Annotated in this window: 18 protein-coding genes and 1 tRNA gene; 7 read left to right on the top strand and 12 right to left on the bottom strand. The window is 59.9% G+C overall.

The features are described 5' to 3' along the window. Window positions 1–145: 145 nt before the first annotated feature. The 4 genes from ACH2ED_RS08000 (at window position 146) to ACH2ED_RS08015 (ending at window position 4,642) form a co-directional block, all read left to right on the top strand. Window positions 146–2,101, top strand: coding sequence for a DUF6785 family protein (locus ACH2ED_RS08000; RefSeq protein ID WP_395089998.1), 1,956 nt, complete (start codon window positions 146–148; stop codon window positions 2,099–2,101). A gap of 28 nt (window positions 2,102–2,129) precedes the next feature. Further along, window positions 2,130–2,669: a type VI secretion system tube protein Hcp gene (locus tag ACH2ED_RS08005; protein WP_395090000.1), complete on the top strand. Its 540-nt coding sequence runs from the start codon at window positions 2,130–2,132 to the stop codon at window positions 2,667–2,669. Window positions 2,670–2,682: 13 nt separating this feature from the next. Further along, entirely contained in the window at window positions 2,683–2,937 is a 255-nt protein-coding gene (locus ACH2ED_RS08010; RefSeq protein ID WP_395090002.1) for a hypothetical protein, read from the top strand. A 106-nt stretch (window positions 2,938–3,043) separates the two neighbouring features. Continuing rightward, entirely contained in the window at window positions 3,044–4,642 is a 1,599-nt protein-coding gene (locus tag ACH2ED_RS08015; protein ID WP_395090004.1) for an ABC-F family ATP-binding cassette domain-containing protein, read from the top strand. A 17-nt stretch (window positions 4,643–4,659) separates the two neighbouring features. On the opposite strand, the gene ACH2ED_RS08020 is transcribed toward ACH2ED_RS08015, so the two are convergent. Genes ACH2ED_RS08020 through ACH2ED_RS08050 form a run of 7 tightly spaced genes read right to left on the bottom strand, consistent with a single transcriptional unit; the run spans window position 4,660 to window position 10,315 of the window. Continuing rightward, window positions 4,660–5,184: a hypothetical protein gene (locus ACH2ED_RS08020; protein WP_395090005.1), complete on the bottom strand. Its 525-nt coding sequence runs from the start codon at window positions 5,182–5,184 to the stop codon at window positions 4,660–4,662. Window positions 5,185–5,228: 44 nt separating this feature from the next. Beyond that, window positions 5,229–6,044, bottom strand: coding sequence for a carbohydrate ABC transporter permease (locus tag ACH2ED_RS08025; RefSeq protein WP_395090007.1), 816 nt, complete (start codon window positions 6,042–6,044; stop codon window positions 5,229–5,231). Then, the gene (locus ACH2ED_RS08030) at window positions 6,041–6,925 is read right to left on the bottom strand and encodes a carbohydrate ABC transporter permease (protein ID WP_395090009.1); all 885 of its coding nucleotides are present in this window, start codon (window positions 6,923–6,925) and stop codon (window positions 6,041–6,043) included. Before ACH2ED_RS08030 ends, ACH2ED_RS08025 begins: the two co-directional genes overlap by 4 nt. A gap of 3 nt (window positions 6,926–6,928) precedes the next feature. Further along, window positions 6,929–8,224, bottom strand: a complete 1,296-nt coding sequence (locus ACH2ED_RS08035; protein ID WP_395090010.1) for an ABC transporter substrate-binding protein — start codon at window positions 8,222–8,224, stop codon at window positions 6,929–6,931. A gap of 29 nt (window positions 8,225–8,253) precedes the next feature. After that, the gene (locus tag ACH2ED_RS08040) at window positions 8,254–9,039 is read right to left on the bottom strand and encodes an SDR family NAD(P)-dependent oxidoreductase (RefSeq protein WP_395090012.1); all 786 of its coding nucleotides are present in this window, start codon (window positions 9,037–9,039) and stop codon (window positions 8,254–8,256) included. A gap of 6 nt (window positions 9,040–9,045) precedes the next feature. Next, entirely contained in the window at window positions 9,046–9,198 is a 153-nt protein-coding gene (locus tag ACH2ED_RS08045) for a hypothetical protein (RefSeq protein ID WP_395090014.1), read from the bottom strand. Window positions 9,199–9,208: 10 nt separating this feature from the next. Continuing rightward, window positions 9,209–10,315: an ABC transporter ATP-binding protein gene (locus ACH2ED_RS08050; RefSeq protein WP_395090016.1), complete on the bottom strand. Its 1,107-nt coding sequence runs from the start codon at window positions 10,313–10,315 to the stop codon at window positions 9,209–9,211. A gap of 231 nt (window positions 10,316–10,546) precedes the next feature. Between ACH2ED_RS08050 and ACH2ED_RS08055 the strand changes: the two genes are divergently transcribed. Continuing rightward, complete coding sequence (locus ACH2ED_RS08055; protein ID WP_395090017.1) at window positions 10,547–11,284, top strand: hypothetical protein; 738 nt, start codon at window positions 10,547–10,549, stop codon at window positions 11,282–11,284. A gap of 52 nt (window positions 11,285–11,336) precedes the next feature. On the opposite strand, the gene ACH2ED_RS08060 is transcribed toward ACH2ED_RS08055, so the two are convergent. From ACH2ED_RS08060 to ACH2ED_RS08070, 3 genes are all read right to left on the bottom strand, one after another. Beyond that, on the bottom strand, window positions 11,337–12,707 hold the full coding sequence (locus tag ACH2ED_RS08060; protein WP_395090019.1) for a CAP domain-containing protein: 1,371 nt from the start codon (window positions 12,705–12,707) through the stop codon (window positions 11,337–11,339). 25 nt (window positions 12,708–12,732) lie between these two features. Then, window positions 12,733–12,830, bottom strand: a tRNA-Sec gene (locus ACH2ED_RS08065). A gap of 266 nt (window positions 12,831–13,096) precedes the next feature. Next, on the bottom strand, window positions 13,097–16,144 hold the full coding sequence (locus tag ACH2ED_RS08070; protein WP_395090021.1) for a UvrD-helicase domain-containing protein: 3,048 nt from the start codon (window positions 16,142–16,144) through the stop codon (window positions 13,097–13,099). Window positions 16,145–16,377: 233 nt separating this feature from the next. On the opposite strand from ACH2ED_RS08070, the gene ACH2ED_RS08075 reads away from it, so the two are divergent. Together ACH2ED_RS08075 and ACH2ED_RS08080 are read left to right on the top strand one after the other, a co-directional pair. Further along, entirely contained in the window at window positions 16,378–19,296 is a 2,919-nt protein-coding gene (locus tag ACH2ED_RS08075; RefSeq protein WP_395090023.1) for a DUF1553 domain-containing protein, read from the top strand. Beyond that, window positions 19,293–20,771, top strand: a complete 1,479-nt coding sequence (locus ACH2ED_RS08080; protein ID WP_395090025.1) for a DUF1501 domain-containing protein — start codon at window positions 19,293–19,295, stop codon at window positions 20,769–20,771. Before ACH2ED_RS08075 ends, ACH2ED_RS08080 begins: the two co-directional genes overlap by 4 nt. A gap of 63 nt (window positions 20,772–20,834) precedes the next feature. Here the strand turns inward: ACH2ED_RS08080 and ACH2ED_RS08085 are convergent, their stop codons facing one another. Together ACH2ED_RS08085 and ACH2ED_RS08090 are read right to left on the bottom strand one after the other, a co-directional pair. Further along, entirely contained in the window at window positions 20,835–23,066 is a 2,232-nt protein-coding gene (locus ACH2ED_RS08085) for a redoxin domain-containing protein (RefSeq protein WP_395090026.1), read from the bottom strand. A 43-nt stretch (window positions 23,067–23,109) separates the two neighbouring features. Continuing rightward, window positions 23,110–24,405, bottom strand: a complete 1,296-nt coding sequence (locus ACH2ED_RS08090; RefSeq protein ID WP_395090028.1) for a GNAT family N-acetyltransferase — start codon at window positions 24,403–24,405, stop codon at window positions 23,110–23,112. Window positions 24,406–24,562 lie beyond the last annotated feature (157 nt).

Here is a 24,562-nt window from a genome sequence, read left to right on the forward strand (position 1 = left end):
TGCTTGAGACCCCAATGCCTGAAGTAGCTCAAGCGAGCCAAAAGGAGGAATCCTTGACAGGCTGACGGCATTCACAATTATAGATGCGCTGGCCCTGCACATCCAAGCAGGAACTACGTCGGTATCTGTCGAATCTTCACACGCTATGGGTGATCATTCGACAGCTCCTGTTCGTACTCGCGTTCGCTGGGGACTGACTTTCCCCATTGCGCTGGTACTCATCCTGCTCAACGCCTTCTGGGTGATTCGAGCGGAGCGCGTGGGCAGTGGGCCATTCTTCTCCACTATCTCTCTGTTCGCCAACGGCCTCTTTCTGCTGAGTGTTGTGCTGCTCTTTAACTGGCCGCTCCGTCGCTTTGCGCCCAAGCTCGCCCTCTCCCAGGGAGAGCTGCTTCAGATCTACGCCATGGTCAGCGTGGGCGGAGCGCTGGCAGGGCAGGACATGTGCTCCGCGCTCCTGCCGATGCTCGCCCACCCATATCAGTTTGGCAATGCGACCAACAACTGGCTGGAGCGCTTCGGGCAGTTTCTTCCCAAGGCGGTGATGGTCGGAGACACGCCTGCGGAAAAAGAGGCGCTCAAACTTTTTTATCAGGGCCACTCGACACTCTACACCCCCGAGCACCTCAATGCCTGGCAGACACCGGTGCTGCTCTGGACGGGCTTTGTGGCGGTGCTTTTCTGGACGATGCTCTGTCTCTCGGTGCTGATGCGCCAGGGCTGGCAGGATCGAGAGCGTCTGCCGTTTCCCGTGATCGAGCTGCCTATCCAGCTCACGGAGCAGAAAAAAGACACCCTCTGGACCAACAAGCTCTTCTGGATCGGCTTCGGACTGGTCGCGTGTATCGAGATCCTCAATGGGCTAGCGTCGCTCTACCCACAGCTTCCCACCATCAATCTCCAGCACACCGATGTAGCGGGCACGGGGATCTTCGCGACCTCGCCCTGGAATGCGGCGGGCTTTACCTGCTACTCGTTCTATCCGTTCGCCGTGGGCCTCGGCTACTTACTCCCCCTTGACTTGATCTTCTCGTGCTGGTTCTTCTATCTCTTCTGGAAAGCGCAGCTCATTCTCTCGCGGCTCATGGCCTGGGATGTCACTCCAGACTTCCCCTTTGTTCGTGAGCAAGCCTTTGGTGGCTACATCGCCCTGCTCGTGTTTCTGCTCTGGAACGGGCGCAGCTACTTCGCGCAGATGTGGAAACGCATCTGGAAAGAGGCGTCCGACCTGGACGACTCCCAGGAGGCACTGAGCTACCGCCAAGCCCTAGTGGGTTTCTTGATCGGATTTCTGGCCATGGTGGGCTTCTTCGCCTGGATGGGGCTCTCCCCACTCGTCGCGTTTGCTGCCTTTTTTATCTACATTGCGCTCGCGCTCGCCGTGGGCCGCATCCGTGCCGAGCTCGGCCCTCCCGTCCACGACCTGCACTTCTCCGGTCCGGATCACATTCTGACACGCTCGTTTGGCACCCCGGCATTCTCGGGGCAAGACCTGACCATCCTGACGTTCTTCTACTGGTTCAATCGTGCGTATCGTTCACACCCGATGCCCTTTGCCATTGAGGGCTTAAAAGCAGCCAAAGACGTGAAGATGAGCCAGAAGGTGATGTTCTGGGGGCTCGTGCTCGCGGGAGCCTTCGGGGCGTTCGCCGCGCTCTGGGCCTACCTGCACCTCTCCTACGACTTTGGGGCATCGGGCAAGATGCGCGGTGGCCAGGGGTTCTCCGCCGAGGGCTACAACCGCCTCAACGGCTGGATGACCCAGCCGCAGGCTCCCAACGGGATCGCGAACGGGGCAATGGCCGTGGGCTTTGTCTTCTGTGCCCTTCTCATGATCGCGCGCATCAAGTTCCCCTGGTGGCCCTTTCACCCCATTGGCTACGCCATCTCGGGCTCGTGGAGCATGAACCTGGTCTGGATGCCGCTGCTCTTTGCCTGGATCCTCAAGGGCCTGATCCTGCGCTATGGCGGCGTTCGAATGTACCGACAAGCCATGCCCTTTTTCCTCGGCCTAATTCTGGGACAGTGCATTGTCGGTTCGTTCTGGCACCTGATCGGCTGGGCGCTGGACATCCAGCCCTACTCGTTCTGGGGCGGTTAGCATCAGGGGAATCAGGGTACAATGCCCCATGAAACGAACATTTTTTGCACTCTGTCTTCTCCTTGTCACCATTGCTCTGCCGACGGGAGCTGAGGCGCTCTCGCCCCGCCCCGCGCAACAGAAACCACTCCTACCCAAGGATGCCAAGTCCGGCTCCATGACCCTGGAAGGTATCATGGCAGGCCCGGGTCCTGGGGGGGCTGTTCTCCCGTTCACGACGTACAAGTTAGGGGCCACCAATGCCGGGGGAAGCGGTTTTGGAGGGGGCGCGGGAGCTGGTAAAGTCTCTTTTTCTGATATCACCCTCACGCGTGTGGCAGACGAGGCGTCCCCCGAAATCTTCGTCAATTGCGCGATGGGTACGCATCTCAAGAGCGCGATCCTGAAAGTAGGAGGCTTCACCATCACTCTTACCGATGTCATGATCACTAGCCACCATTTCTCCACCGAGACGAGTGAGAGTGCTGCACCCACCGAGACCATGACCATGAACTTTTCCCGATACGAAATCACCTCACCGGGCGGCAAAAGGATGGGCTGGGATGTCAGAGCGGGAAGAAAGCTCTAGTGCGTAAAGGGAGATGAATCAAAAGAAAAAGAAGCCGCTCGCGCCGCCGCAAGCAGCGCCTCAGGAGAGCCCTCGTCATCGGAAGATCTTCTGGGTGATCGTTGCTGCGCTGTATGGCCTCGGCTACGCCCTCTCCGTCTGGGGCAATCTCTACTTTGGCCTTCCCCGAGACCAGGCTTTCCTGCGCGCCTTCACCACCATGCTTCTGGTGATTCTGATTCAAGCACCTCTCTATTTCTGGTATCGAAAACGACTGAGCAGCACTTAGTTCACAGGCTCGTTTTCCCTCCCCCGTTATAGGGAAGAGGGCAACAAAAATGACAGATTAGCGAAAGACCCTCTTGGCGCGATACAATCGCAGGGTTTTTCCAAAAATGCTGACTGCTGACAAAATTTACAAATCGTTTGGGCCACAGGACGTGCTCAAAGATATCACTCTGCAACTGGGGGATCGCGACCGCATCGGTGTCGTGGGTCTCAATGGGCAGGGTAAGTCCACTCTCATCAAGATTCTGGCCGGGCTAGAGGACGCGGACAAAGGAGTTGTGAGTCGTCACGGCTCCACTGTGGGCTATCTCAACCAGGAGTCACAGTGCCGCCTTGGGGTGACCGTGGGCGAGGAGATGCGCGCCGCATTCCCTGACATGGCTGATGTCGAAGCGCGCCTTATCGCCGCCTCACAGGCCATCGGAGCCGGAACCGTTACCAAGTCCGATGTGGCCGCGCTCGATAAGGCTGCCGATGACATGACCAAGCTGGAGGCACACACGATGGACGCCCGGATTGGTCGGGTTCTCTCGGGGCTGCGCTTTGAGCTCGATGCCGTGGACCGCCTCACCGATACCTACTCCGGGGGCTGGCAGATGCGCATCGCTATGGCGAAGCTGCTTCTCCAGGAGCCAGACTATCTGCTCCTCGATGAGCCAACCAACCACCTAGACACGGAAGCCAAGTTCTGGCTGATGTACGACTATATTCCCAGCTACCCCGGAACCGTGGTCTGCATCTCCCACGAGGTTGAGTTTTTGAACCTGACCAGCGACGAGATCTGGGAAGTCAAGGACATGACCGTCAATAAGTTCAAGGGCAACTACGACGACTATGTCCGTCTCGACGACGAGCGCTACCAGCGTGAGCTCAAGGCCTACGATGCTCAGCAGCGCGAGATCGCGGACTGGAAAGAGTTTGTCCAGCGCTGGCGGGGTAATAAGTCCAAGGCGGGAATGGTCGAGAGCCGTGTCAAGCAGCTCGAAAAGATTGATATTCTCCCAAAGCCCAAAGAGCGACCCAAGACTATCTTCCTTCAGTTCCCTGAGCCGCCCCGTGAGGCCCCTGAGCCGATCAGTATCGAGGGTGTCACCAAGGTTTACGGGGATAAAACCGTCCTGAACGGCATCACGCTCCCGATGGTCAAGCAAGACAAGATCGCTCTGACGGGTCCTAACGGCGCGGGTAAGTCCACGTTGTTAAAACTTGTGGCGGGAATCGAGAAACCCACCCAGGGCAAGATTGTCGTCAACCCCAAGACCGAGATCGGGTACTTTGCCCAGCACCAAGCGGAGGCACTCTCTCCTGAGCGGACGGTCTACGAGGAGACACTCGCGGGCATTGACCCCAAGCTGGAGGAGATGGCCCGTGGCTTGCTGGCGCGCCTGCAGTTTCGCGGCGACGATGCGCCGTTCAAGAGAATCGGCGTGCTTTCGGGCGGCGAGCGTGCGAGAGTGGCGCTCGCAAAGTTCCTCCTGCGCCCCGCGAACTTCTACCTTCTGGATGAGCCCACCAACCACCTCGACCCACTCGCGCGTGAAGTTCTCATTGAGGCGCTAAAGAAGTTCGAGGGCACGATCCTCATGTCCAGCCACGACCAGCTTCTCATTGATACGGTCGCGACCGGCATCTTCGAGATGGCAGAAGGCAAGCTAGAGATGGTACTCGACCCGGCCACCGAGCGCATCAAACGCGTCAATGTGTGAGCACTTAAGGGGTAGTCTTAGCGGTTGTAAAACTGCCCCCAGGCTTTTTTGATCTCATCGAGTTGCCTCTGAAGGCGCTCTTTCTCCACGGGCTTGTTTTCTACACGGTCTATGGCACTTTGAGCGTTTTGAAGAGTTCCTTCCACTCTTTTAGCGTCTGCTGCTGCTTTTTTCCTCGCCTCTTCGGCCTTACGGTGTGCCTCGTCCAGAGCTTTCTTGGAAGCATCCAGGTTCCGCTGAGCCGCCTCTGCCTTCTGACGTAGCGCGTCTGCGCGCTGGCGGTCTTCTGGCTTTCCGCTTGCCTGAGCTTTTTTTTCCGCGTCGTCCGCCGATTTTTTGGCCATCGCCAGTTTCTGCTCGGCTACCGCGAGCTTCGCCTTGGCCTCTTCCTCTTTCTTAGAGGCCTCTGCCGAGGCGCGGGCCGATGCCATCGCTTGGGCCACTGCCTGATGCGCTGCGCCCACCATAGCCGCCGCATCGGGTTGAGCCACCATCACCCAGATGGGAGCCGGTGCCACAAGAGCCGTTAATAGAACTATCATTGTCCTCTACCTCCAGTGCTAGTGTATCGCTTTTTTATGCCAGCCTATTTCAATCCTGTCAGTGCGATGCCCTTCACAAAGTAGCGCTGGGCGACGAAAAACAGCACGATAGTGGGTAGGATGTGGATCAGCGACGCGGCCATAAGAAGCTCTAGCTGCGTGCCGTAGCTGTCCTGGAAGAGGCGCAGGCCAATTGAGACCGTGTACTTCTCCATGGAGTTCAAATAGATCAGCGGCCCCATGAACTCGTCCCAGTGGCTCACAAACGAGAACAGCGTGGTGGTGATGAGCGCGGGGCGGGCGAGTGGTAGGAGCACTTTCCACCAGATTACCAGCGGGTTTGCACCGTCAATCATCGCCGCTTCGTCAAGCTCGCGCGGGATGGTTAAAAAGAACTGGCGCAACAGAAAGATCGTGAATGCACCGCCGCCAAAGAACGAGGGGACGATCAGTGGTGCGAACGTGTCAATCAGCCCAAGCTGTCGCCAGAGTAGAAAGACCGGGATCATAGTGACCTGTGAGGGCAGCATCATCGTGGAGAGCATCAGGTAAAACAGCACGTTGCGGCCCTTGAACCTGAAGCGCGCGAACCCGTAGGCCACGAGCGATGCGGACAGAATCTGCCCGAAAGTGGCGAACACCGTGATTGTGATCGTGTTGCGCACAAAGGTCGGGAAAGGCAGCTCCGTCCAGGCACGCTTGAAGTTCTCAAGCTGAATGGGACTTGGAATCCACTGCGGCGGCACGGCGAAGACCTGCTCGTTGGTCTTGAGCGCTGTGGAGACTGTCCAGAGAAATGGAATGGAGAAGAGGATGCCGCCAAAGATCAGCATCGCAAAAACGCCAAGACGCTGGATCATTCTTTGTCGCCCCCTTCGTAGTACACCCACTTTGAGGCATTTTTGAACTGGATGACAGTGAAACCGAGCAGAATGATAAACAAAATCCACGCCATTGCGCTGGCTTTACCGAGCTTGAACTCTCTAAAAGCGTTGTTGTAGAGATACAGAACGTACATCAGAGTGGAGTCTTCCGGGCCGCCACCGGTCATGATATACGCCGATGTGAACACCTGGAACGAGCCGATAATCCCTAGGATTAAGTTGAAGAAGATCGTCGGGGAGAGCATGGGCAAGGTGATGTGGCGGAAGCACGTCCAGCCCTTTGCCCCATCAAGCTGCGCCGCTTCGTAGAGCTCGTCGGAGATTCCCTGAAGGCCCGCCAGGAAGATCAGCATGCGTCCGCCCCCGATTCCCCAGAGGCTCATGATGATCAGCGACGTTAACGCCGTTTTCGGGTCTTGCAGCCACTTAGGACCGTGGATGCCGATTTTAGAGAGGGCGTAGTTGAGAATTCCCGCATCGGGATGAAAGACCCAGGCCCATACTAAGCTCGATGCCACGGCGGGCACAAGCGAGGGCAGGTAAAACAGCGTCCGAAAAATCGGGATCGCCTTCACTTTCTGGTTGAGTAGTACCGCGATCAGCAGCGAGCCCGTCAGGCCGAGCGGAACGGCGAAGAGCACGTAGATCGCCGTGTTGCCCAGCGACTTCCAGAAACGCGGCTCGTGCAGCAAGACATCGTAGTTTTTCGCTCCCACAAAGCTCAGCGTGTGCAGATCGTACTTGCAGAACGAGAGATAGAGCGAGGCGAGCATCGGGCCTGCGGTGAAGATCAAGAAGCCGAGGAGCCAGGGAGAGATCAGTGCGAGACCCCAGCGGCTACTGGTTCGTTCGGACATTTGCTAAAAGCCCTCCTCGCCCGAGAGTAAGGCGTTAATCTTATCGGTGGCGTTGCGGCTAGCCTCGGGCGCGGTGATCCCCCCGACATTGAAGAGGCTATCTGTTGCGGAGTTGAACTCGCGAGCCCATTCTTGATAGCGGGCATCAATCGGCAGCGTTCGACCACGGCGCACGGTGTCTAAAAACACGTCGGTGTGAAACGGTGGCTTGTCGGTCTTAAGATACTCCGGGTGCTGCTGCACGGAAAGACGCGTCGGAACACAGCGTCGCCACTTCGCCCCTAAAATCAGCTCGGCTTCGGGGCCGGTCATGTACTTCACAAACTCCCACGCCAGCTCCGGGTGCTCCGTGTGCTGATAGACCACGAGCTGGTTGCCCTTGATCACGGTGGCATCACCTGCGGGGCCAGTCGGGACGGGCGCGATATCCCAGTCAAATTTCTTGATGTTCTTGCGGAAGCGCGGTGTCTCTCCCGCCCAGCCCCAGTGCATCGCGATCTTCCCGGACTCAAACGTGAACGCTGAGAGCGCGGCATCGGAGGGCGTGGGGGCGCAGTGGTGCTTCCAGCGCAGGTCGGTCATGTCCTGCATCCCCTCGATGGCATGGGGATCGTCGGCGAGGGTGAACTTGGTGAGTTCTTTGTTCATCACATCCCCCCCCCGGTTCCAGAGCACGGATGCCCACTGCGGAAACGCCGGAAACGTCGTGCCAAACTGAATCGTCCGATCCCCTTCGCGCTTGGTGAGCGCATTCGCTGCCATCAGAAACGCATCCCAGTCCCATTTTTTGGCTTGGGAGAGTGTGTAGGGATCCGTGAGGCCAGCGCCTTTGAAGAGGCTCTTGTTGTAGTAGAGCTGGACACCACCAAAGAGCACGTTCATGGCGTGGAGCTTGCCCTGGTAGCGGCACTCCTCCAGGGCGGTGGGTACGAAGTCCTCCACAAAGCCCTTGGGCTCAGCGGCGATCAGTGGCTCTAAATCAAGAAAATAGTCTTTTTTTACGAGCGCGGGGAACATGTAGTGGTCTACGCGCATCACGTCGGGCGCGGTGCGTGACGCCAGCATGAGCTGGAGCTTGTCGGGGTACGACGAGCCAGGCACCATGAAAAGATGTACCCTGATCTTGTGGTGCAGCTTCTCGAACTCATCCGCGATCTGGCGCTCTAGCTGGAGCTGTTCCGGGTTTCCCCAGGCCATGTAGCGAATGGTCGTGCGCCCGCTGGCATCACGAGTAGACGGCAGGCAGCCTGTGAGCAGGCCACCCATCGAGATCCAGAGAAGGCGTCGTCGCGTTATCATACACAAAAACCGGTTTATTATACCAGAGATTAAGGGTTTTCGTAAGCGAACTTGGGGATCTGCGTGGCGAGTTTGCCGCCACTGACATCCACCATCGTGCCGGTGATGTAGCGTGCCAGGTCGGAGGCGAGAAAACAGATCAGGTTCGCGACATCCTGCGGGTCGCCCCAGCGGCGAAGTGTCAGTGTATCCAGCAGATTGGATTGGACATCCTCGGGGCGCTCGGTGAAGTGGTTGATCTCGGTGGGGATCATGCCCGGCGAGTAGCAGTTCACGGTGACATCCCAGGGGCCCAGCTCGCCTGCGAGCACGCGGGTGAAGTAGTGGACACCCGCTTTGGAGGCGGCGTACGGGGCGCTGCCAATCGAGGGGATAATCGCGGCAAACGACGCGGCGTTGAGAATGCTCCCCGAGCGCTGCGCCTTCATCACCGGGATCACCGCTTGGCACATCAAGAAAGTCCCCTTGAGGTTGATATCAAGATTCGCGTCCCAGGCGGCTTCCGTCATGGTCTCGATAGGGCCGCTGATGGAAACGCCCGCATTGTTGACAAGAATATCCACGCGCCCAAACTCAGCGACGATCTTGGCGATCAGCTCTTTACAGGCATCGGGGCTACGCACATCGGCGATGTGCTGGGCACCGCGCCAGTTATTGGCATCCCAGTCGGCTTTCACAGTATCCAGTAAGTCCGTGCGGATATCGGTGATGATGACCACTGCGCCCTCGGCGGCGAGCGTGCGGGCGATGCTATTGCCAATCCCACGGCCCGCGCCGGTGACAATGGCGACTTTATCTTTGAGGTTAATTTCCATAATTTTTTAGCGTACCGGCTTGCGGTGCGAGAAGATATTCAGCCCCAGCCAGCCCCAGAAGAGCAAGTGAAGGCCATTGGCGAAGATGGATTTATCGAAGGGCTGGCAGAGTGCGATAACGCCTAGCAATAGCAGTGCGATACTGATAAATTCTGCCATCTGGGCAAATCTACCGCTCAGCATTGATATTAAGCTCCGTTTGCTTGCTAAAAAGATGCGAGCGGCTCTGGTCAACGTGCGCATGGAGTGTTTGGCCCAGTGTGGGGCGGAACGTCGGGACGGTACGCACTTTTATGATATGCCCGGCGAGATTGACATTGATGATGTTCTCCGCACCCAGCAGCTCGACAACGACCACCGTGACGGGCAGGCTTCTCGGCGTTCCCGCCTCCACAAAGGCGATGTCCTCGGGGCGAACTCCTAGCACCAGCGGCAGATCCTTAGCAGCCGTGGTGAATCGCCCCATCCCCTCGCTAGTGAGGGCCAAGCCCGCGTTCTCCGCTCCTTCGACACCCTGAAGCGTCAGGACATCGCCGCTGCGCTGGCAGGGAACAAAGTTCATCGCCGGGGACCCGATAAAGCCTCCGACGAATAAGTTCCGTGGGTTGTCGTAGACCTCCATGGGGGTGCCCGCTTGCTGTAAAAGGCCGCCGTACATCACCGCGATCCGATCGCCCATACTCATCGCTTCGAGCTGATCATGAGTGACATAGATCGTGGTTGCGCCAAGGTCCGTCTGGAGCTTTTTAATCTCGGCACGCATCTCGGTACGTAGCTTGGCATCGAGGGCGGAGAGCGGCTCGTCCATGAGAAACACTTGGGGGCGGCGCACAATGGCGCGGCCAATCGTGACGCGCTGCTGCTCACCGCCAGAGAGCTGGGTGGGTTTGCGGTCTAACTTATCGGTGATATGCAGCATCTTCGCGGCGATCATCACCCGCTCATCAATCACGGACTGCGCGGTTTTGACGGCGCGCAAGGGAAAGCTGAGATTCTCCCGGACGGTCATGTGCGGGTAGAGCGAGAACGACTGGAACACAAAGGCAATATCGCGCTCGGCGGGCTGCTTGTGAGTCACTTCTTCCTCGCCGATCTTAATCGTCCCGCCATCGGGAAGCTCCAGCCCGGCGATACACCGCAGAGTGGTGGTCTTGCCGCAGCCCGACGGCCCTAAAAAGACCATAAACTCGCCGTCTTCGACAGAAAGGTCCATGCCCTTCACTGCGACAACCTGGTCGTACTTCTTAATCAGTTGCTCAACGCGAACGCTTGCCATCTATGCTCCCAAGGAAAATTCGTCCCCCTAGTGTACCAGACGTTTCCGCGTTGCAGGATCGTAAAAGAGATACAATCTCCTATGCGCACCAAGGCAAAACTCACCCTCGCTGCTCTCGGCTTTGTTGCCACCACCACCGGCCTGGCCCTCTAGCAGTCCGCCCCTCTGCGCCTAGAAACCGCTGCCCGCCGTTTGCCGTTTGCACAGCCGTATATGGAGGTGGTGGACTGGTTGTCACCACACGAGGTGATCGCTTCATCGCGTGAGTCTCTTCTCCTACTTGATCTGGTACGTGGCACCAAGCGCCTGATTCCTTTCACGCAGAACGACCACCCTAAGAAACTATCGCGCTACATTCCTCCTGACACTGTTTCCGCCTCGCCCGATGGCAAGTGGCTAACCTTTATGGAGCAAATCGAAAAGGAAAAAGCGCCTCCTCAGACGACCTTGTTTCTAATGCGCCCCGATGGAACCAGGCTACGTCGTATTCCTCTTGCCAGTCACATTAGTTGTAAACCACTCTGGCTTCCGGATAGCCGTGGTTGGATTTCCTACTGGTCGAGCTTCAACGGCGACGATGTGGGGCGGACGTTCTATCACGTCGAGGCAAGTATCCCGTCCCGCGACGAACCCCTACGCACGCTTAGGTCGCCGAAGATTGAGCTCAAAGCCATCCAGACCGTGCTGGTGAGCTTACGTGTGGATGCTCCCGCAATCCCGGAGCGTGAGACCTGGGAGGAGCTGTTGTATCGCAAGCTGCCCGTGGGTTACGAGGAGATCTGGGTGCTCTCTGCACAAGGCAAGAGGCCGTACTGCCTAGTTCGTGAGCCGCTGACAGCGGGGGCCAGAAGTTCATTTTTTTACGACAGTGCGTTCTTTATCATGTCCCTCTCTCCCGATGGAAAGCAGGCACTGGTTCAGGGTAGACAGGGAGACGATTACTATCTGCTTCCGCTATCCAGGCCGTGAACGACCTGGCTGCACAAAACGCCGTCCTGATGGGCCGTTCACGGCTTGGAGCTTAGCGTAGTAGGATCACGGTGCGTGCGGCGACAGGGCGTACCAGAGGGCCGTTGGCGACGATGGCCGCAAGGGCGAGGCCGGGGGTGAGATTCACCGTGCCGCTACGGTTGGCCTGCGAGAGAAAGCGGGTCTGCGGCGAGAGCTTGAGCGTGACGGTCACGGGTTTGGGGAGGGTCTGCTCCGCGGTGCCGTAGGCCTGAGCGCGCGTCACGCGCAGCACCAGGAGGTCGTTCTTTTTGTCGGCCTTCTCGACCGTGCCGGTCAGCTTCAGATCACCAGGCCGAAGGTCCAGCGGGCCGAAGTCCGACATGCTGGCACTCTCCGTGCGCGTGGTGAAGCGCCAGCGCCGGGTGAATTCCGCGGTGACAACCTCGACCGTGTAGAGCGCGGCGGGCTTGAGCGGCGCGAGGGGAACGAGCATGCAGGCATAGGTGAGTTCCGTGTCGCGGCCCGGGACGTTGAGCAGGCAGCGCACCTCGGCACCGTCGGCGGCAGTGAGACGGGCGCTTTGCACCTGTAAAGGAGATGCTTGGCCGGGGCGAAAGTGTGCCAGTAGAATCGGGTAGCCGATCACCTTGGGCGCATTGGGAAGAGCGCGCGTGGGCGAGGGGATCTCGTCGTTGCGCCAGGTGAGTGGGACATCGGTCTCACCGTCGTAGGGGCTCATCACCGTGCCCGCCGTGCCATCACCGCCAAAGAGCAGGCCCGAGGCTTTCTGGACATTGCCCGCACCAAAGAGCAGCCCACCAGGCCGCAGAAACGGCAAGCGGTGGTACGGCGCATCAAAGAGGGCACGGACAATCCGCTCGGGCGTGCCCTCGGCAAAGCTCACGTCCTCGGCCAGGGTAGCGGCGTAGCCAAAAGCCTGGGCGCGTGCCAGTGGCGTACCCCCCACGAAGCCGGGCTTGCTGGCACTCTCAAAATGACCGACGAGCTGGTTTTTATCCAGGTAGGCCGCATGCGCCTGTGCCGCCGCGCAGAGGCGGGGATCGAGCACAAGAGGCGCAAGCCCGAACCGTTGGCGTAGGCGATTCGCTGCGAGTAGGGCATCACGTGCCCAGGCCGAGGGCAACGGAAGCGTCGTGAGTGCCCCCGGAGCGATTGTGAAGCTCCAGGAAACCGTGGCATCGTCTTGCTTGGGCGAGAGCGTGACTCGGCAGCGTACCCGATAGGTTCCGGGGGAAAGGGTGGCAGGAGGCATGGCCCGCACCGCCCCACTTTCATAGTGCGCAAAGAGAGGTTCGTCGTTGAGGCGTAGCTCCATGCCGACGATCTGAGCGCCCTCGTGTGGACGGATCGGCCAGGCCAGCTCGGGGCGCGCCACACGCAGTGTCCCCTGTGGCCCAGGTGTTTGGTAGGCGTACTGCATGGCCTTAAAAAACCGTCAGAATTACTGGCGGGAGCGTGTGGGAATCGAACCCACCCAGGATGACATCATCACCCCGCACACGGTTTTGAAGACCGGGAAGACCACCAGACCTCATTCGCCCCCGTAACGCAGCAATTATATCGTACGCAAGAGCTTTTCTACGCCCTCACTCCCCTCACGCCAGGGGAACCGCATTTGTTTTTTGGAAACCCGAATTTCCCGGTTTTCAGGCACTTGCCCAAGTTTACTATGGAGACTGAAAGTGCCTTTCCCATCTACGAGATGACTTGGTTTTTGATTAACGGTAAACCGGCTGTGACATCGGGTTTCTTTCGGTGCGTTTTAGCGGAAACTAAAGTTATCTCCTCGTGATGTGCGTGCTCTTGTATCTAGCTTTCCCCACCATCCCTCGGGCAGGAGAAGAAGTAAGGGCACGACGGGCACTCATCGCGCTCGGTGGGGGCGGCGGGGAAGACTTTGAGGGCGATCCCGCGCAGCGCGCGGTCGTAGTCATCTAGGTGCCGCTCGCGGATTCGGGGCCGATCCGCGACGGGTAGGCGGCGGCCGTCTTGCAAAAAACGGACGAAGACTTGATCCGGGCCGAAGGTCTCTTGGAGAAGCGAGAGGCGAATATCAGGGTCGGCTTTTGTGGTATCGGGCGCGGGCGGCTTGCGCAGTGTGCGGCGCTCGGCCTGCTGTGTGCTCTCGGTGTAGTCGTCGGGGCGCACTAGAATCGTGCCGCTCTCCAGGGGCAGTGCCATGAGCGGGCGCTGATTGCTGGGACAAGCCGGGGCGCTCTTTGCCACGATCTCTTTTGCCAGCTTGTCGTAGAGCACATACGACGGATCGCTCTGGGCGGGGCCATGATCCCTCCAGAGAAGCGGCAGGGCCTCTGTGGGTTTGGCTGAGGACAGCGCCGCCAACACCGTGCGCTTGAAGCTCTCATAGGCCGTGGGATTGTCCGTGGGTTTCTCCTGAACCACTTGAAGCTCGTAGCGCTTGGGGCAGCGCAGGTACAGCTCCGCATCAGGCGCTTTGACCTCCGGGCGCGTGCCGGGTTGCTCACGAACCGGCGGCGGCTCCAGTGCGTCGCTACTGCGCCAGAACACGGTCTCGACGCCGTTCACGTTCTCAAGGCACTCTAGCAAGGGCGAGGGCCGCGCACTCATGCGGCCATGTTTCACGGCGCGGGAGAGCACCAGGTGATCGCGGGCGCGGGTCAGCGCGACAAAGAACAGTCGCGCTTCTTCATCGGAGGCCACGGTTCCGGGCTCCTCTTTGGCCTCGTCTTCTTTGTCGTCGTTTTCTGCGGGCAGCGGCGTGAGCAGGCCGGGCATGGGGCGCGGGGGGAAGCGGCCCACGGCGAGATTCGGAACAAAGACCACAGGGAACTCCAGGCCCTTGGCACCGTGAACCGTGAGCAGCCGCACCGCGTCCTCGTTCTCGTTGGCAGGAGCCGACGGCGCGGTTCCGAGGCGTGTTAGGCGGCGCAGGTGCTCTAAAAACGCCCGAATCGGGCGTGTCTCGCCCAGGCGCAGAATCGCCTCGCGCTCCCGAAACGTGAGGGCAAGCATCAGCAGGCTCGTCACGGCCTCGGGCTCGGCAAGCGTGCGGGCCAAGCCCTCTGCGCCGTAGAGCATCTCGATCAGAGAGTCGTAGGCATCGGCGTTTGTCCCGATCTGCTCCTCTAGTCGGGCGAGCAGCATCCGCACATCGGGCCGGGTGAGCAGGCCGCCTTCATCGGGGCCGGGGCCGACGGGAACCCCCCGCGCGACCAGGGCTTTCTTCAGATTGCGTGCCTGGCTTCGCGTGCGGCAGAGCATCGCCAGCTCACGCCAGGCATAGCCCTCCTCCACATACGCCCGCATGGCCATCGCCATGCCCTCCGCTTGCCCAGCATCGTGGGGCGCGATGGCGAGTGTTGTCGAGGCTAGTCCCTCGCGGCGCGGCTCCCAGACCTCGCCGCCCTCGCCACTGGCCTGCCCAAAGAGCGTGACCAAGCCGGGGCGCGAGCGATAGTTCACCGCCAAATCCATGCGCCGCCCACCGGGGAAGTCCTCGGCGAAGCGCGCCACATTGGCGGGCGACGCACCGCGAAACGCGTAGATCGCCTGCCGCAAGTCCCCCACGGCCCAGAGCGCCGTGCCATCTGGCCCCGTAAGAAGCTGCACGAGTCGTGCGCCCGAGCGGTTGATGTCCTGGTACTCGTCCACTAAGACCTGCCGCCACTTCGCCCGCTCCCCCGCCAGCACATCCGAGTAGGCTTCGAGTAGCCGCAAGGGCCGCACGACTAAGTCCGCGAAGTCCAGTGCGCCGTACTCCTTGAGCAGGCCCTCGTAGGCCGCGTAGAGCCGGGCGATGTCTTGCCAGATCTCATCGCCGCTCGTTTCGGCACGAGCCGCTAATTCTTCGGGCGTGATCCCGCTCTCTTTGACTTTTGAGATCGCGCGCAGTGCCTCGGGCAGCGGGTAGGCCGGGTCATGGATGTAGCGCAGCGGCCCCAGCTCCAGCGAGGCGACGCGCCTCTCTAAAAGTGCGAATGCCTCGGCCTCCGTGAGCATCAGTGGCCTTGGAGGAAGCCCGGCGAGCTTCCAGTGGCGGCGCAGTAGGTCCAGGCCATACGAGTGAAACGTGGTAATGGCCGCCCGCGCCGCAATCGTCTCGTCCTCGCTGGCGATCCGCTCGCGCATCTCCTCGGCGGCTTTTCGTGAGAACGTGAGCGCCAGAATATTCTCGGGGCGAACCTGCTTCTCGCGCACCAGAAACAAAACCCGCGCCGTGAGGGTGCGTGTCTTGCCTGTGCCCGGCCCCGCACCGACGAGAAGTGGCCCGTAGTCGGCTTTTGCCGCCGCCGCCTGCGAGGGATCCAGCCCCGCCACGAGGCTTTTTTCCACGGGCGTCTTCTCTGAAATCGGCAACACTAAAGGCGCGGTGAGCTGTGCTATGACCGTGGCGAGCGGCAGACCAAGCTTTTCGGCCATCTCCACGGCGTCGAGCTTGTCGTCTATAAAGAGCTTTCTGGCCAGCGGCGCGGGCAACAGAAACTCGCGGGCGTAGACATTGGCCTCGGTCTCGCGGCGCTGACGAGGGCCGTAGCCACTTCCCGCGCTCTCGGGAGTTTCCGCCAAGTCACCTTCGTCGCAGCGGCACTCCTCTGGGCTGTGGTGGAGCTTTAAGTGCCCTAGCTCGTGGGCCAGAATCAGCCGCCGCTCTTGCAAGCTCGCGTCGTCACGCACCCACACTGCCGATGCCTCAATATCTAGCACGGCGTGGGACGTAAAAAGCAGCGGGTCGCGGCGCGGGCGTGGCCGAACGGTCAGCCCGGCGACGGCGAACGCGGCCTCCAGCAGGGCATCGGCGCTTACGCTTAACGTCTCGGGAAGGGCATCGCGGTCGGCGCGAGCGTGGGAACGGGCACGGCTCCAGTCAGAGATCACGCGCTATTGTAGGCCGAAAAACGACCGTTTGCTCGGTACAATGTCTTTATCCAAAACAAAGAAGTGCTGCGGCTCTTGATCGAGCCACTTCTCACCGAGGCCCGAGGGTTCCTGACAACCGACTGATCGAGAGCATTGTCATCGGCGGCAAGCGTGAGCGGTAGCTTTTAGCCTCCCGGCTCGCTTGCCGAAGGGGAAATGGTAGGCGGTGTCGAAGAGTAGCGCTAGAACTTATGAATGTCCTTAAGCTTGCTTCGTGTGCGCTACTGAGCGCCGTCTGTGTGGGCATGAGCCTGGCAACCCCCCCAGCCCCCGTCGAACGGGGGGGAATGGGAGGGGTTGTCTTCAACCGGGACATCCGCCCCATTCTCTCTGACAACTGCTTTGCCTGCCATGGCCCGGATAAGAACAAGCGCCAAGCAAACCTGCGGCTTGATGGCCCGAATCGAGCGGTGATCCCCGGCGATATTCTGGCGAGTACACTGGTGCAACAGATTCGTAGCGGCGCGATGCCGCCCGCAGATTTCCACAAAAAGCTCTCCGACTCCCAGAAGCAGCTTCTCCTGCGCTGGATTGGCGAGGGCGCGGCGTACCAGAAGCACTGGGCCTATGAAATGCCGGTGAAAGCGGTGATCCCGGCGGGCAAGAATGCCGTGGATTTTCTGGTGCAGAAGCGCCTCAGCGAGCTCAAGCTGAAGCCCTCGCCCACGGCGGACAGACGGACACTGATCCGGCGGCTTTCGTTTGACTTGCTGGGCCTGCCGCCCTCACCGCAGGATGTAGCCGCGTTTGTGGGGGATAAGTCGCCTGATGCCTATGCACAGTTAGTGGAGCGCTTGCTGGCCAACCCGCACTACGGCGAGCGCATGGCGCAGGGCTGGCTCGATGTGGTGCGCTTTGCGGACACCATCGGCTACCACAGCGACACGCCGCGCAATGTCTGGCCCTACCGTGACTACGTGATCAATGCCTTTAACACCAACAAGCGCTTTGATAGATTTACCCAAGAGCAGCTCGCGGGCGATTTACTGCCCGATGCCTCGCAAGAGACGCGCATCGGGTCAGCGTTCAATCGGCTACTGCTCACCACCGAAGAGGGCGGCGGGCAGCCCAAAGACTACGAGGCACGCTACTTAACCGACCGGGTACGTGCCGTCGGGACGGTATGGCTCGGGCAGACCACGGGCTGTGCCAACTGCCACGACCACAAGTTCGACCCCATCACGCAGCGCGATTTCTTTCGCCTCGGGGCCTACTTTGCCGATATTGAAGAGGGCCTCATCGGTGCTCGCGAACCTGGAATGCTGGTTCCCACTGCCGAACAAACCCGTGAGCTGGCGAGCCGTGAGGCGCGGGTTGCCGCACTTCAGCAGCGCTTCGATGCGATCTGGAAGCCCCTTAAGACCCTAAACACTGCCGCACTGGGCAGCACGACTCTTACCGTCCAGCCCGACGGGGCAGTTCTGGCGAGCGGCCCCAACCCGGATAAAAACACCTACACGCTAGAGGCAGGAATCTCAGGAACGCTCACGGGTCTGCGGCTCGAAGTGCTCTCTGATCCGTCGCTTCCTGCACGCGGCCCGGGACGGGCAGGCAACGGCAACTTCGTGCTGAGCGAGCTGGTAGCGCAGCGCATCACGCCTGGCGCAGAACCCCAGAAGCTTATTTTCTCAAAGGCGCAGGCGTCTTTTGAGCAGACACTCTCCGCTGAGGCGCACCCGGACAAGCGCTGGAGTGCGGCCTCGGCACTCACCCCAGACTCCTTTGGCTGGGCGGTGCTCCCCGAGGTTGCAAAGCCACAGGATCTCACTCTCACCTTTGCGGAGCCCCTCACACTCGCTGAGGGTGAGACACTCCGACTGACTCTGGTGCAAAGCCATGGCACAAATCACAATTTAGGTAAGTTCCGGTTCACCGCCCTTACCGGACTTGAGGTGCCTGAGACTCTCAAAAAAGAGCTTGCGGACGCCAAAAAAGCAAAGGCCGACTACGAAGCCAGCATTGGCCGCTGCCTCGTCACAGTCAAAAACACCAAGCCCCGCACGGTGCGCATTCTCCCACGCGGCAACTTCCTCGATGAAACTGGCGAGACGGTCACGGCGGGGTTGCCTGGTTTTTTGACAAGCCCCTTTCCCACGCCCAGAGGGCACCCGGAACGACTGCCCGCACCCAGAGGGTACCCGGGGGTTGGGGAGAGGTCGGTGGGGCAATCGCGCCTTGATCTCGCCAACTGGCTGGTCTCACGGGAGAACCCGCTGACGGCGCGCACGGTGGTGAACCGGCTCTGGAAGCAGTTCTTTGGGACGGGGCCAAGCAAGGTGCTGGACGACCTCGGGGCGCAGGGTGAGCCGCCCACAAACCCCGCGCTGCTCGACTGGCTAGCCTGCGAGTTTCGAGACAGTGGCTGGGACGTGAAGCATCTGGTGCGACTGATGGTAACGAGTAATACCTACAAGCAAATCTCGACAACAAGCAAAGCGCTTCTCGCCGCTGATCCCTACAACCGCGAGTACGCCCGCCAGAGCCGCTTTCGTTTAGAGGCAGAAGAAGTGCGCGACAATGCGCTGACGGTCTCCGGCTTGCTCTCGCTCAAACGGGGTGGGCCGTCGGTGAAGCCCTACCAGCCGGAGCGCTACTGGGAGAACCTAAACTTCCCCGTGCGCGACTGGATGGCCGATAAGGGCGAGAGCCAGTACCGGCGCGGGCTCTACACTTGGTGGCAGCGCAGCTTTCTGCACCCTTCGATGCTGGCATTCGATGCCCCCAGCCGCGAGGAGTGCACGGCGGAGCGCAGCCGCTCCAATATCCCCCAGCAAGCGCTTGTCTTGCTCAACGACCCCACCTATGTAGAAGCTGCCCGCGCCTTTGGTGTCGGTATCCTCACCCAAACCAGTGGCTCACCGGAGCAAAAACTCACTTGGGCATGCCAGCAAGCGCTCCAGCGCAACCCTAGCCCGACGGAGCAAAAGACTCTGCTCAACGTCTACAATCAGCAGCTGACGGCTTATAAAACGGACAGCGCTGCCGCTGAGGCACTCCTAAAAACCGGCTACGCGCCACTGCCCGAAAAGCTCGACAAAGCCGATCTCGCCGCCTGGACTCATGTGGCGCGTGTGCTCCTGAACCTCCACGAAACGATTACACGACCATGAAAATCAACAACGAACTCGCGCAGTTTCGTGCCCAGCAGCTCACCCGTCGAGCGATGTTAGGTAAGGTCACGAGCGGCCTCGGGGCGCTGGCACTCGCCTCGCTTGAGGCGAAGGTGAGCGCCCACCCCCTAGCCCCCGTCCGACGGGGGGAATACAAGGAATCCCCTTCCTATTTGTCCCCCCGCCAGGCGGGGGCTAGGGGGCTGATCCCCAAGGCCAAGCGCGTGATCTGGCTGAGCATGGCAGGCGGGCCGTCGCACTTAGAGACCTTCGATCCCAAGCCCAAGCTCACCCAGATGCACGGCCAGCCCATGCCCGAGAGCATGACCAAGGGCCAGCAGCTCGCGCAGCTCCAGGGGCAGAAGCTAACGTGCTATGGGCCACAGCTTCCGTTTGCGAAGTTTGGTAAGAGCCAGATCGAGATCTGCGGGCTCTTTCCCCAGCTCGGTTCCGTGATTGACGAGGTGTGCTTTATCCGCTCGATGACGACGGACGCGATCAATCATGACCCAGCGCACATGTTCATGAACACGGGAAGCCAGATCGCAGGCAGGCCGAGCATGGGCTCCTGGATTACGTACGGATTGGGGAGCCTCGCCAAGGACTTGCCGGGGTTTGTGGTTCTCACCTCGCTGGGCCAGGGTGGGCAGAACCAGCCGATTGCGGCGCGGCAGTGGAGCAGCGGGTTCCTGCCGAGCAAGTTCCAGGGCGTGCAGCTACGCGGCAAGGGCGACCCCGTTCTCTACATGGCAAACCCAAGCGGTATCACGCGCGGGCGGCAGGGCACGGATATTGCCGCGATCAATACGCTGAACAGAGAGTACAACAGCCTCGTGGATGACCCGGAGATCGCCACTCGGATCGCGCAGTATGAGCTAGCCTTTCAGATGCAGGCATCGGTGCCGAACCTGATGGATCTCTCGCAGGAAAAGAAAGAGACACTTGAGCTCTACGGCTGCCAGCCCGGCGACGGCAGCTTTGCCAGCAACTGTTTATTAGCCCGGCGGCTGGCGGAGAAAGGCGTGCGCTTTATCCAGCTCTACCATAAGGACTGGGACCACCACGGCGATATTAAAAACGGCGTCACTCTCAAGGCCAAGGAGATTGATCGGGCCTGTATGGCGCTCATCACCGATCTCAAGCGGCGCGGAATGCTCGACGACACGTTGATTGTCTGGGCGGGTGAGTTTGGTCGCACGCCGATGTCGCAGGGGGGCAACGGGCGCGATCACCACAACAAGGCGATGACGGTCTGGCTGGCAGGCGCGGGAGTGCACGGCGGGATGGTGCACGGTGCGTCGGATGAGCTGGGCTACGCCGCCGTGGAGAACATCACCACTGTCCATGACCTGCACGCGACCATGCTCCACCAGCTTGGCATCCAGCACGATGCGTTTAGCTATAAGTTCCAGGGGCTCGACGCAAAGCTCACCGGGGTGGAGGGCGCACAGGTCATCAAGAGCATTCTTATGTAGTCCAACGCCCCCTGAACGGAGTGGCGGGGCCGTGGCTCGGCATGTCAACATGCCCTGCTTGAGTCACTGGGGCCGGTTGACTCGCTTCAGCTCGTTCAGCAGGAAGTCAATGTTCGTGAACGGATCGCCTCCGGTTCGCTTCCAACGCACGCGGCCTGACTTGTCGATCAAGATGGTCGAATGGAGCTCCATCTCCTCGAAGTCGTCATAAGACGAAAACCTCCGCGCGTTTTCATGCGCGTTGTCCGACAGAAACTTGACGTTCGACTGGTCTAGGGCTTTGGACGCCTTCAGCTTCGCAGGAGACTCGCTGCACACGGCAAGCACGATGGTGTCCTGGCCGTCGAACTCCGCACTACGGTCGTTGAGCGACTTTAGCTGTCCCACGCAGTGCACGCAGGCATCGCCCAGGAAGAAGACAAGGACGACGTTCTTCCCCTTGAAATCCTGCAACCCGACACTCTTGCCGCTTCGATCTATTACCTTCAGATTGGGAGCCTGGAACGGTTGCCAGTTCATCGGGCCGATGATGTCGAGCTCTTTAGGTCGGTAGACGCGCTCGGGCCGTGGTGTTTGTGCTACGGGCTTTGCGTCAAGGCCGAGCTTACGGACATCTTCAAGCCACTTCAGGTTGGGATCCGCCTGCGACCAGACATACGACAGCCTTCCCGCATACAGCGTCGCCTGCTCGCGGTTTCCACTTGCGAAGTGGGCGAGCGCCAGACCGGAGAGCGAGAAACCGTCGTTGGGCTCGTTTTTGAGCGCCCGCTCGTAGCAATCAATCGCGAGCTTGTTATCGCCGCTCTTGCGGTAGTGGTCCCCCAGGAGGCGCATCACCGGCCAGGCTTGTCCGGGAGGATCGTTCGGATACTCGCCCTTGTCACGGAATTTTTGCTCTAAATCCGCAGCATTGAGAAGCTTGCGCTGGCCCTCCAAGACATTCCCTTCACCAAGGCTCACGATGCCATCAGCGATATCGGCCATCAAGTCTAGCGGGGACGGTGGGGGAGCAGGTGCAGGAACGGGAATGGGAACGGGCGGCGTCTTGAGCTTCTCGACGAGCGCACGCAGGCTTGTCACGCGCTCCCTGGCTTCAAAGTTCTTACCTGTAGCGCTGAACGCCAGCGCTTCGGCAAAGGCTCTCCCCAGCTTGCCATAGTCCTCTTTATCGCTCCACTCGATTCCCTTCGGAGCCAGAATCTGATCCCACTTCTCGAACTTAATGAGCGCACGAACCCTAGCTTCAAGCCCCTGGCCCGCTATTGCGCCCATGTTCTCCGGGTTGTACTCCGGGTCGCGGGGCGCGGCCAGCATGTCTGCGGAGCCTTTCAGCGATGCTTCCGCCATGCCCAGCTGCTCCTGAATGTAGCAGAGGTAGTTCCGGTTGTGCGGGTAGTTCCACGTCTCGAAGGGCAGGGCCAAGCGGTCGTTCATGTACCGCAGCTCGGTTCGGGTCGCGGAGTCCATTGCAATCGCGGCCTCGTGCCACATGCCGATCTTGCTGTAGATGTGGCCGGGCATGTGCATCGCGTGGCCGATGTCCGGGGCCGACTTGCCGTACAGCTCGCAGCTCTTGATCGCCTGATCCGACGAGACGCCGTCCCAGTTATGAATGCTGGCATGGTGCGCACCAGGATGCAAGGGGTTCTTGGCTAGAACTTGCTGAATGAGCAGCTCATTGGCAAACGCGCTGCCCTGCCCGATGTTATAGAGGGCAAGAAGGCTCTTTGCCTCCATATCATCGGGGAAGCGAATTACAATCTGCTGAAGCGCGGCAACCATCGTCTTAGCGCGGTTCTTCTCCTGCGGCGCGTACGCTTTCTCCCAGGCCTCGATGTACAGGCGCTCACGCTCAGTTACCTTGCTCTTGCGCCGAACAGCCTCGCTCAGAAACGCTTTATAGCGCTCGAAGTTCTTGTCGTCGTAGTTAGGTACGCCAACCGTGAACCAGTTAAAGCCACAGCGAGCCAGGCTCCAGTAGGTCATGGCGTTGTCCGGCTCGAGCTTGAGGCACCAGCGGAAAGAGCGCTCGGCTTCCTCGAACCAGAACGAGTGGAGCAATGCGTTCCCTTGGTCGAACCACTTTTGGGCCTCCGGGCTCTTGGTAGAAATGGGAAACGGGGTGTCTCCGATGCCCTTGATGACCCAGGGCCGTGTTCGCATGCCGGAGTCAAAGGCAGACCCGTGTTTGGAGTGGCCGGGCGCGTCGTCGGCGACGCAGATCGTGGGGGCAAGCAGGAGCAAGAAAAGCAAGAAAAGAGTGAGTTGGCATGATTTAGTTGGGACGCATTCCATGTTGGCCATTTTAACACATCCTCCGCCCGTGTGAAATTTCCCTTTACCCACTATGTTGCTCAATAAGGGCGATAAGCTCGGAGTGCCCGAAGTGCTGTGCCCAGCCCAGTGGCGTTGCTTTGAACTGTAAGTCCTGGATGCTCAGATCGGGGTTTGCGGACAGGATCAGGCGAGCGAGCTCAAGGTCATTGCGTAGAACCGCTTCATGCAGCGGTGTCCATCCTCCCGCTCCAAGAAGACGATTCGTCAGCTCTGGACGAGTCGTTAGCGCAGAGGGAACTTGCTCACGCCACCCCAGATCACAGAGCGGAATCACATCGGGCAATGCCCCCTGAGCCAGGAGCCAGCGAGCCGATTCCGGTTGCCCAAGACATGCAGCCACTTCGAGCGGGGTCATCTTGCACCTTAGAGGAACATCGAGGTCATGAGGCAGTGGCAAGGCTTTAAGCTTTTCTAGGTCGCCACGCCCGATAGCCTCGGTGAAAGCGACAGTATGAGCATCCAGCGGGGGCATGTCCAGCGCGGGGCGAAACATCCACCAGGTCTGGCCGTTGCCCAGCGAGATAAAGCCCAGCCGCTTGTAGATCTGGGTGGCGGCGTTGAGAAGAACGTAGCGACAGCCCAAGCTGCGGGCATGTTGGCACGCGGCCCAGGAGATCGCCCGTCCGACGCCTTGGTTGCGTGCCTCGGGCAATACGCCGACATTGTAGATCCCTGCCACGCCGAGTGGGCTATCCGAGACATGCAGCAAGCTGTGCCCAACGATTTTTCCGTCCAGCCACGCGCCAAAGTGATAGGTCTTTCGAGGCTCCTGCTGATCCAGTGCTCTGAGCCGTGGGGCATCGCTAGGCTCGTAGTAGGGTAGCCCCACCACGTCCCAGTCACTCCCCTCCTCTAGCACGAGTTGCAGGCCCGCAGGGATAGGGAAGTCCTCGGGCTGTGCTTGCTCTAAATCCAGTGCTTGCTCCAAGTCGAGCGCCATCCAATGCGGCTGCCAGCCCCACGAAAAGCCGCGTGCGACCAGCCGTGCAGCCAGGTCGCTTGGCTGTGTGGGCACGACCGACCAGCAAGAGACTTGCCGTACTTTCTTGTGGCGGAAGGTCTTTAGAGCAACATCCAGCGCCGCTCCTACGCTGTCGCCCTCGTTCATCTGGGGGAACGCGAGAATCACCTCACCCAAGGCGGAAGGATCGGAGGCAGGGGAATAGACCACCGTCAGGCCATCCTGATTCTCTACCTCGCCGTTCGCTACGATTGCGTTTTCGGAGAACCAGCTGATGTGGTTGAGGGCGGCGGCTTGGATCAGCTCTGCGGGTGTGGCATTTCTCGTCAGTAGCATCTTATTTTCCATCACTTTCAAGAGCCACTGCCCTAAACGTAGGATATTCTCCGTTTCGTGAGCCTAATCTTGTCCCATATCTTTTCCCGACAGGGCTGACATCGCCATTTGCCAGCCCTCTTCCAAACCATCTAAACGACGAAGCCCAAGCCACAAA

This window comes from Armatimonas sp., from assembly GCF_043757465.1.
Lineage (GTDB): Bacteria > Armatimonadota > Armatimonadia > Armatimonadales > Armatimonadaceae > Armatimonas.

Bases quoted from the DNA above. Each gene is read 5' to 3' on its own strand.
- ACH2ED_RS08000 (WP_395089998.1), top strand. From the start codon at position 146: ATGGGTGATCATTCGACAGCTCCTGTTCGTACTCGCGTTCGCTGGGGA.
- ACH2ED_RS08005 (WP_395090000.1), top strand. From the start codon at position 2,130: ATGAAACGAACATTTTTTGCACTCTGTCTTCTCCTTGTCACCATTGCT.
- ACH2ED_RS08010 (WP_395090002.1), top strand. From the start codon at position 2,683: ATGAATCAAAAGAAAAAGAAGCCGCTCGCGCCGCCGCAAGCAGCGCCT.
- ACH2ED_RS08015 (WP_395090004.1), top strand. From the start codon at position 3,044: ATGCTGACTGCTGACAAAATTTACAAATCGTTTGGGCCACAGGACGTG.
- ACH2ED_RS08020 (WP_395090005.1), bottom strand. From the start codon at position 5,184: ATGATAGTTCTATTAACGGCTCTTGTGGCACCGGCTCCCATCTGGGTG.
- ACH2ED_RS08025 (WP_395090007.1), bottom strand. From the start codon at position 6,044: ATGATCCAGCGTCTTGGCGTTTTTGCGATGCTGATCTTTGGCGGCATC.
- ACH2ED_RS08030 (WP_395090009.1), bottom strand. From the start codon at position 6,925: ATGTCCGAACGAACCAGTAGCCGCTGGGGTCTCGCACTGATCTCTCCC.
- ACH2ED_RS08035 (WP_395090010.1), bottom strand. From the start codon at position 8,224: ATGATAACGCGACGACGCCTTCTCTGGATCTCGATGGGTGGCCTGCTC.
- ACH2ED_RS08040 (WP_395090012.1), bottom strand. From the start codon at position 9,039: ATGGAAATTAACCTCAAAGATAAAGTCGCCATTGTCACCGGCGCGGGC.
- ACH2ED_RS08045 (WP_395090014.1), bottom strand. From the start codon at position 9,198: ATGGCAGAATTTATCAGTATCGCACTGCTATTGCTAGGCGTTATCGCA.
- ACH2ED_RS08050 (WP_395090016.1), bottom strand. From the start codon at position 10,315: ATGGCAAGCGTTCGCGTTGAGCAACTGATTAAGAAGTACGACCAGGTT.
- ACH2ED_RS08060 (WP_395090019.1), bottom strand. From the start codon at position 12,707: ATGCAGTACGCCTACCAAACACCTGGGCCACAGGGGACACTGCGTGTG.
- ACH2ED_RS08075 (WP_395090023.1), top strand. From the start codon at position 16,378: ATGAATGTCCTTAAGCTTGCTTCGTGTGCGCTACTGAGCGCCGTCTGT.
- ACH2ED_RS08080 (WP_395090025.1), top strand. From the start codon at position 19,293: ATGAAAATCAACAACGAACTCGCGCAGTTTCGTGCCCAGCAGCTCACC.
- ACH2ED_RS08085 (WP_395090026.1), bottom strand. From the start codon at position 23,066: ATGGAATGCGTCCCAACTAAATCATGCCAACTCACTCTTTTCTTGCTT.
- ACH2ED_RS08090 (WP_395090028.1), bottom strand. From the start codon at position 24,405: ATGCTACTGACGAGAAATGCCACACCCGCAGAGCTGATCCAAGCCGCC.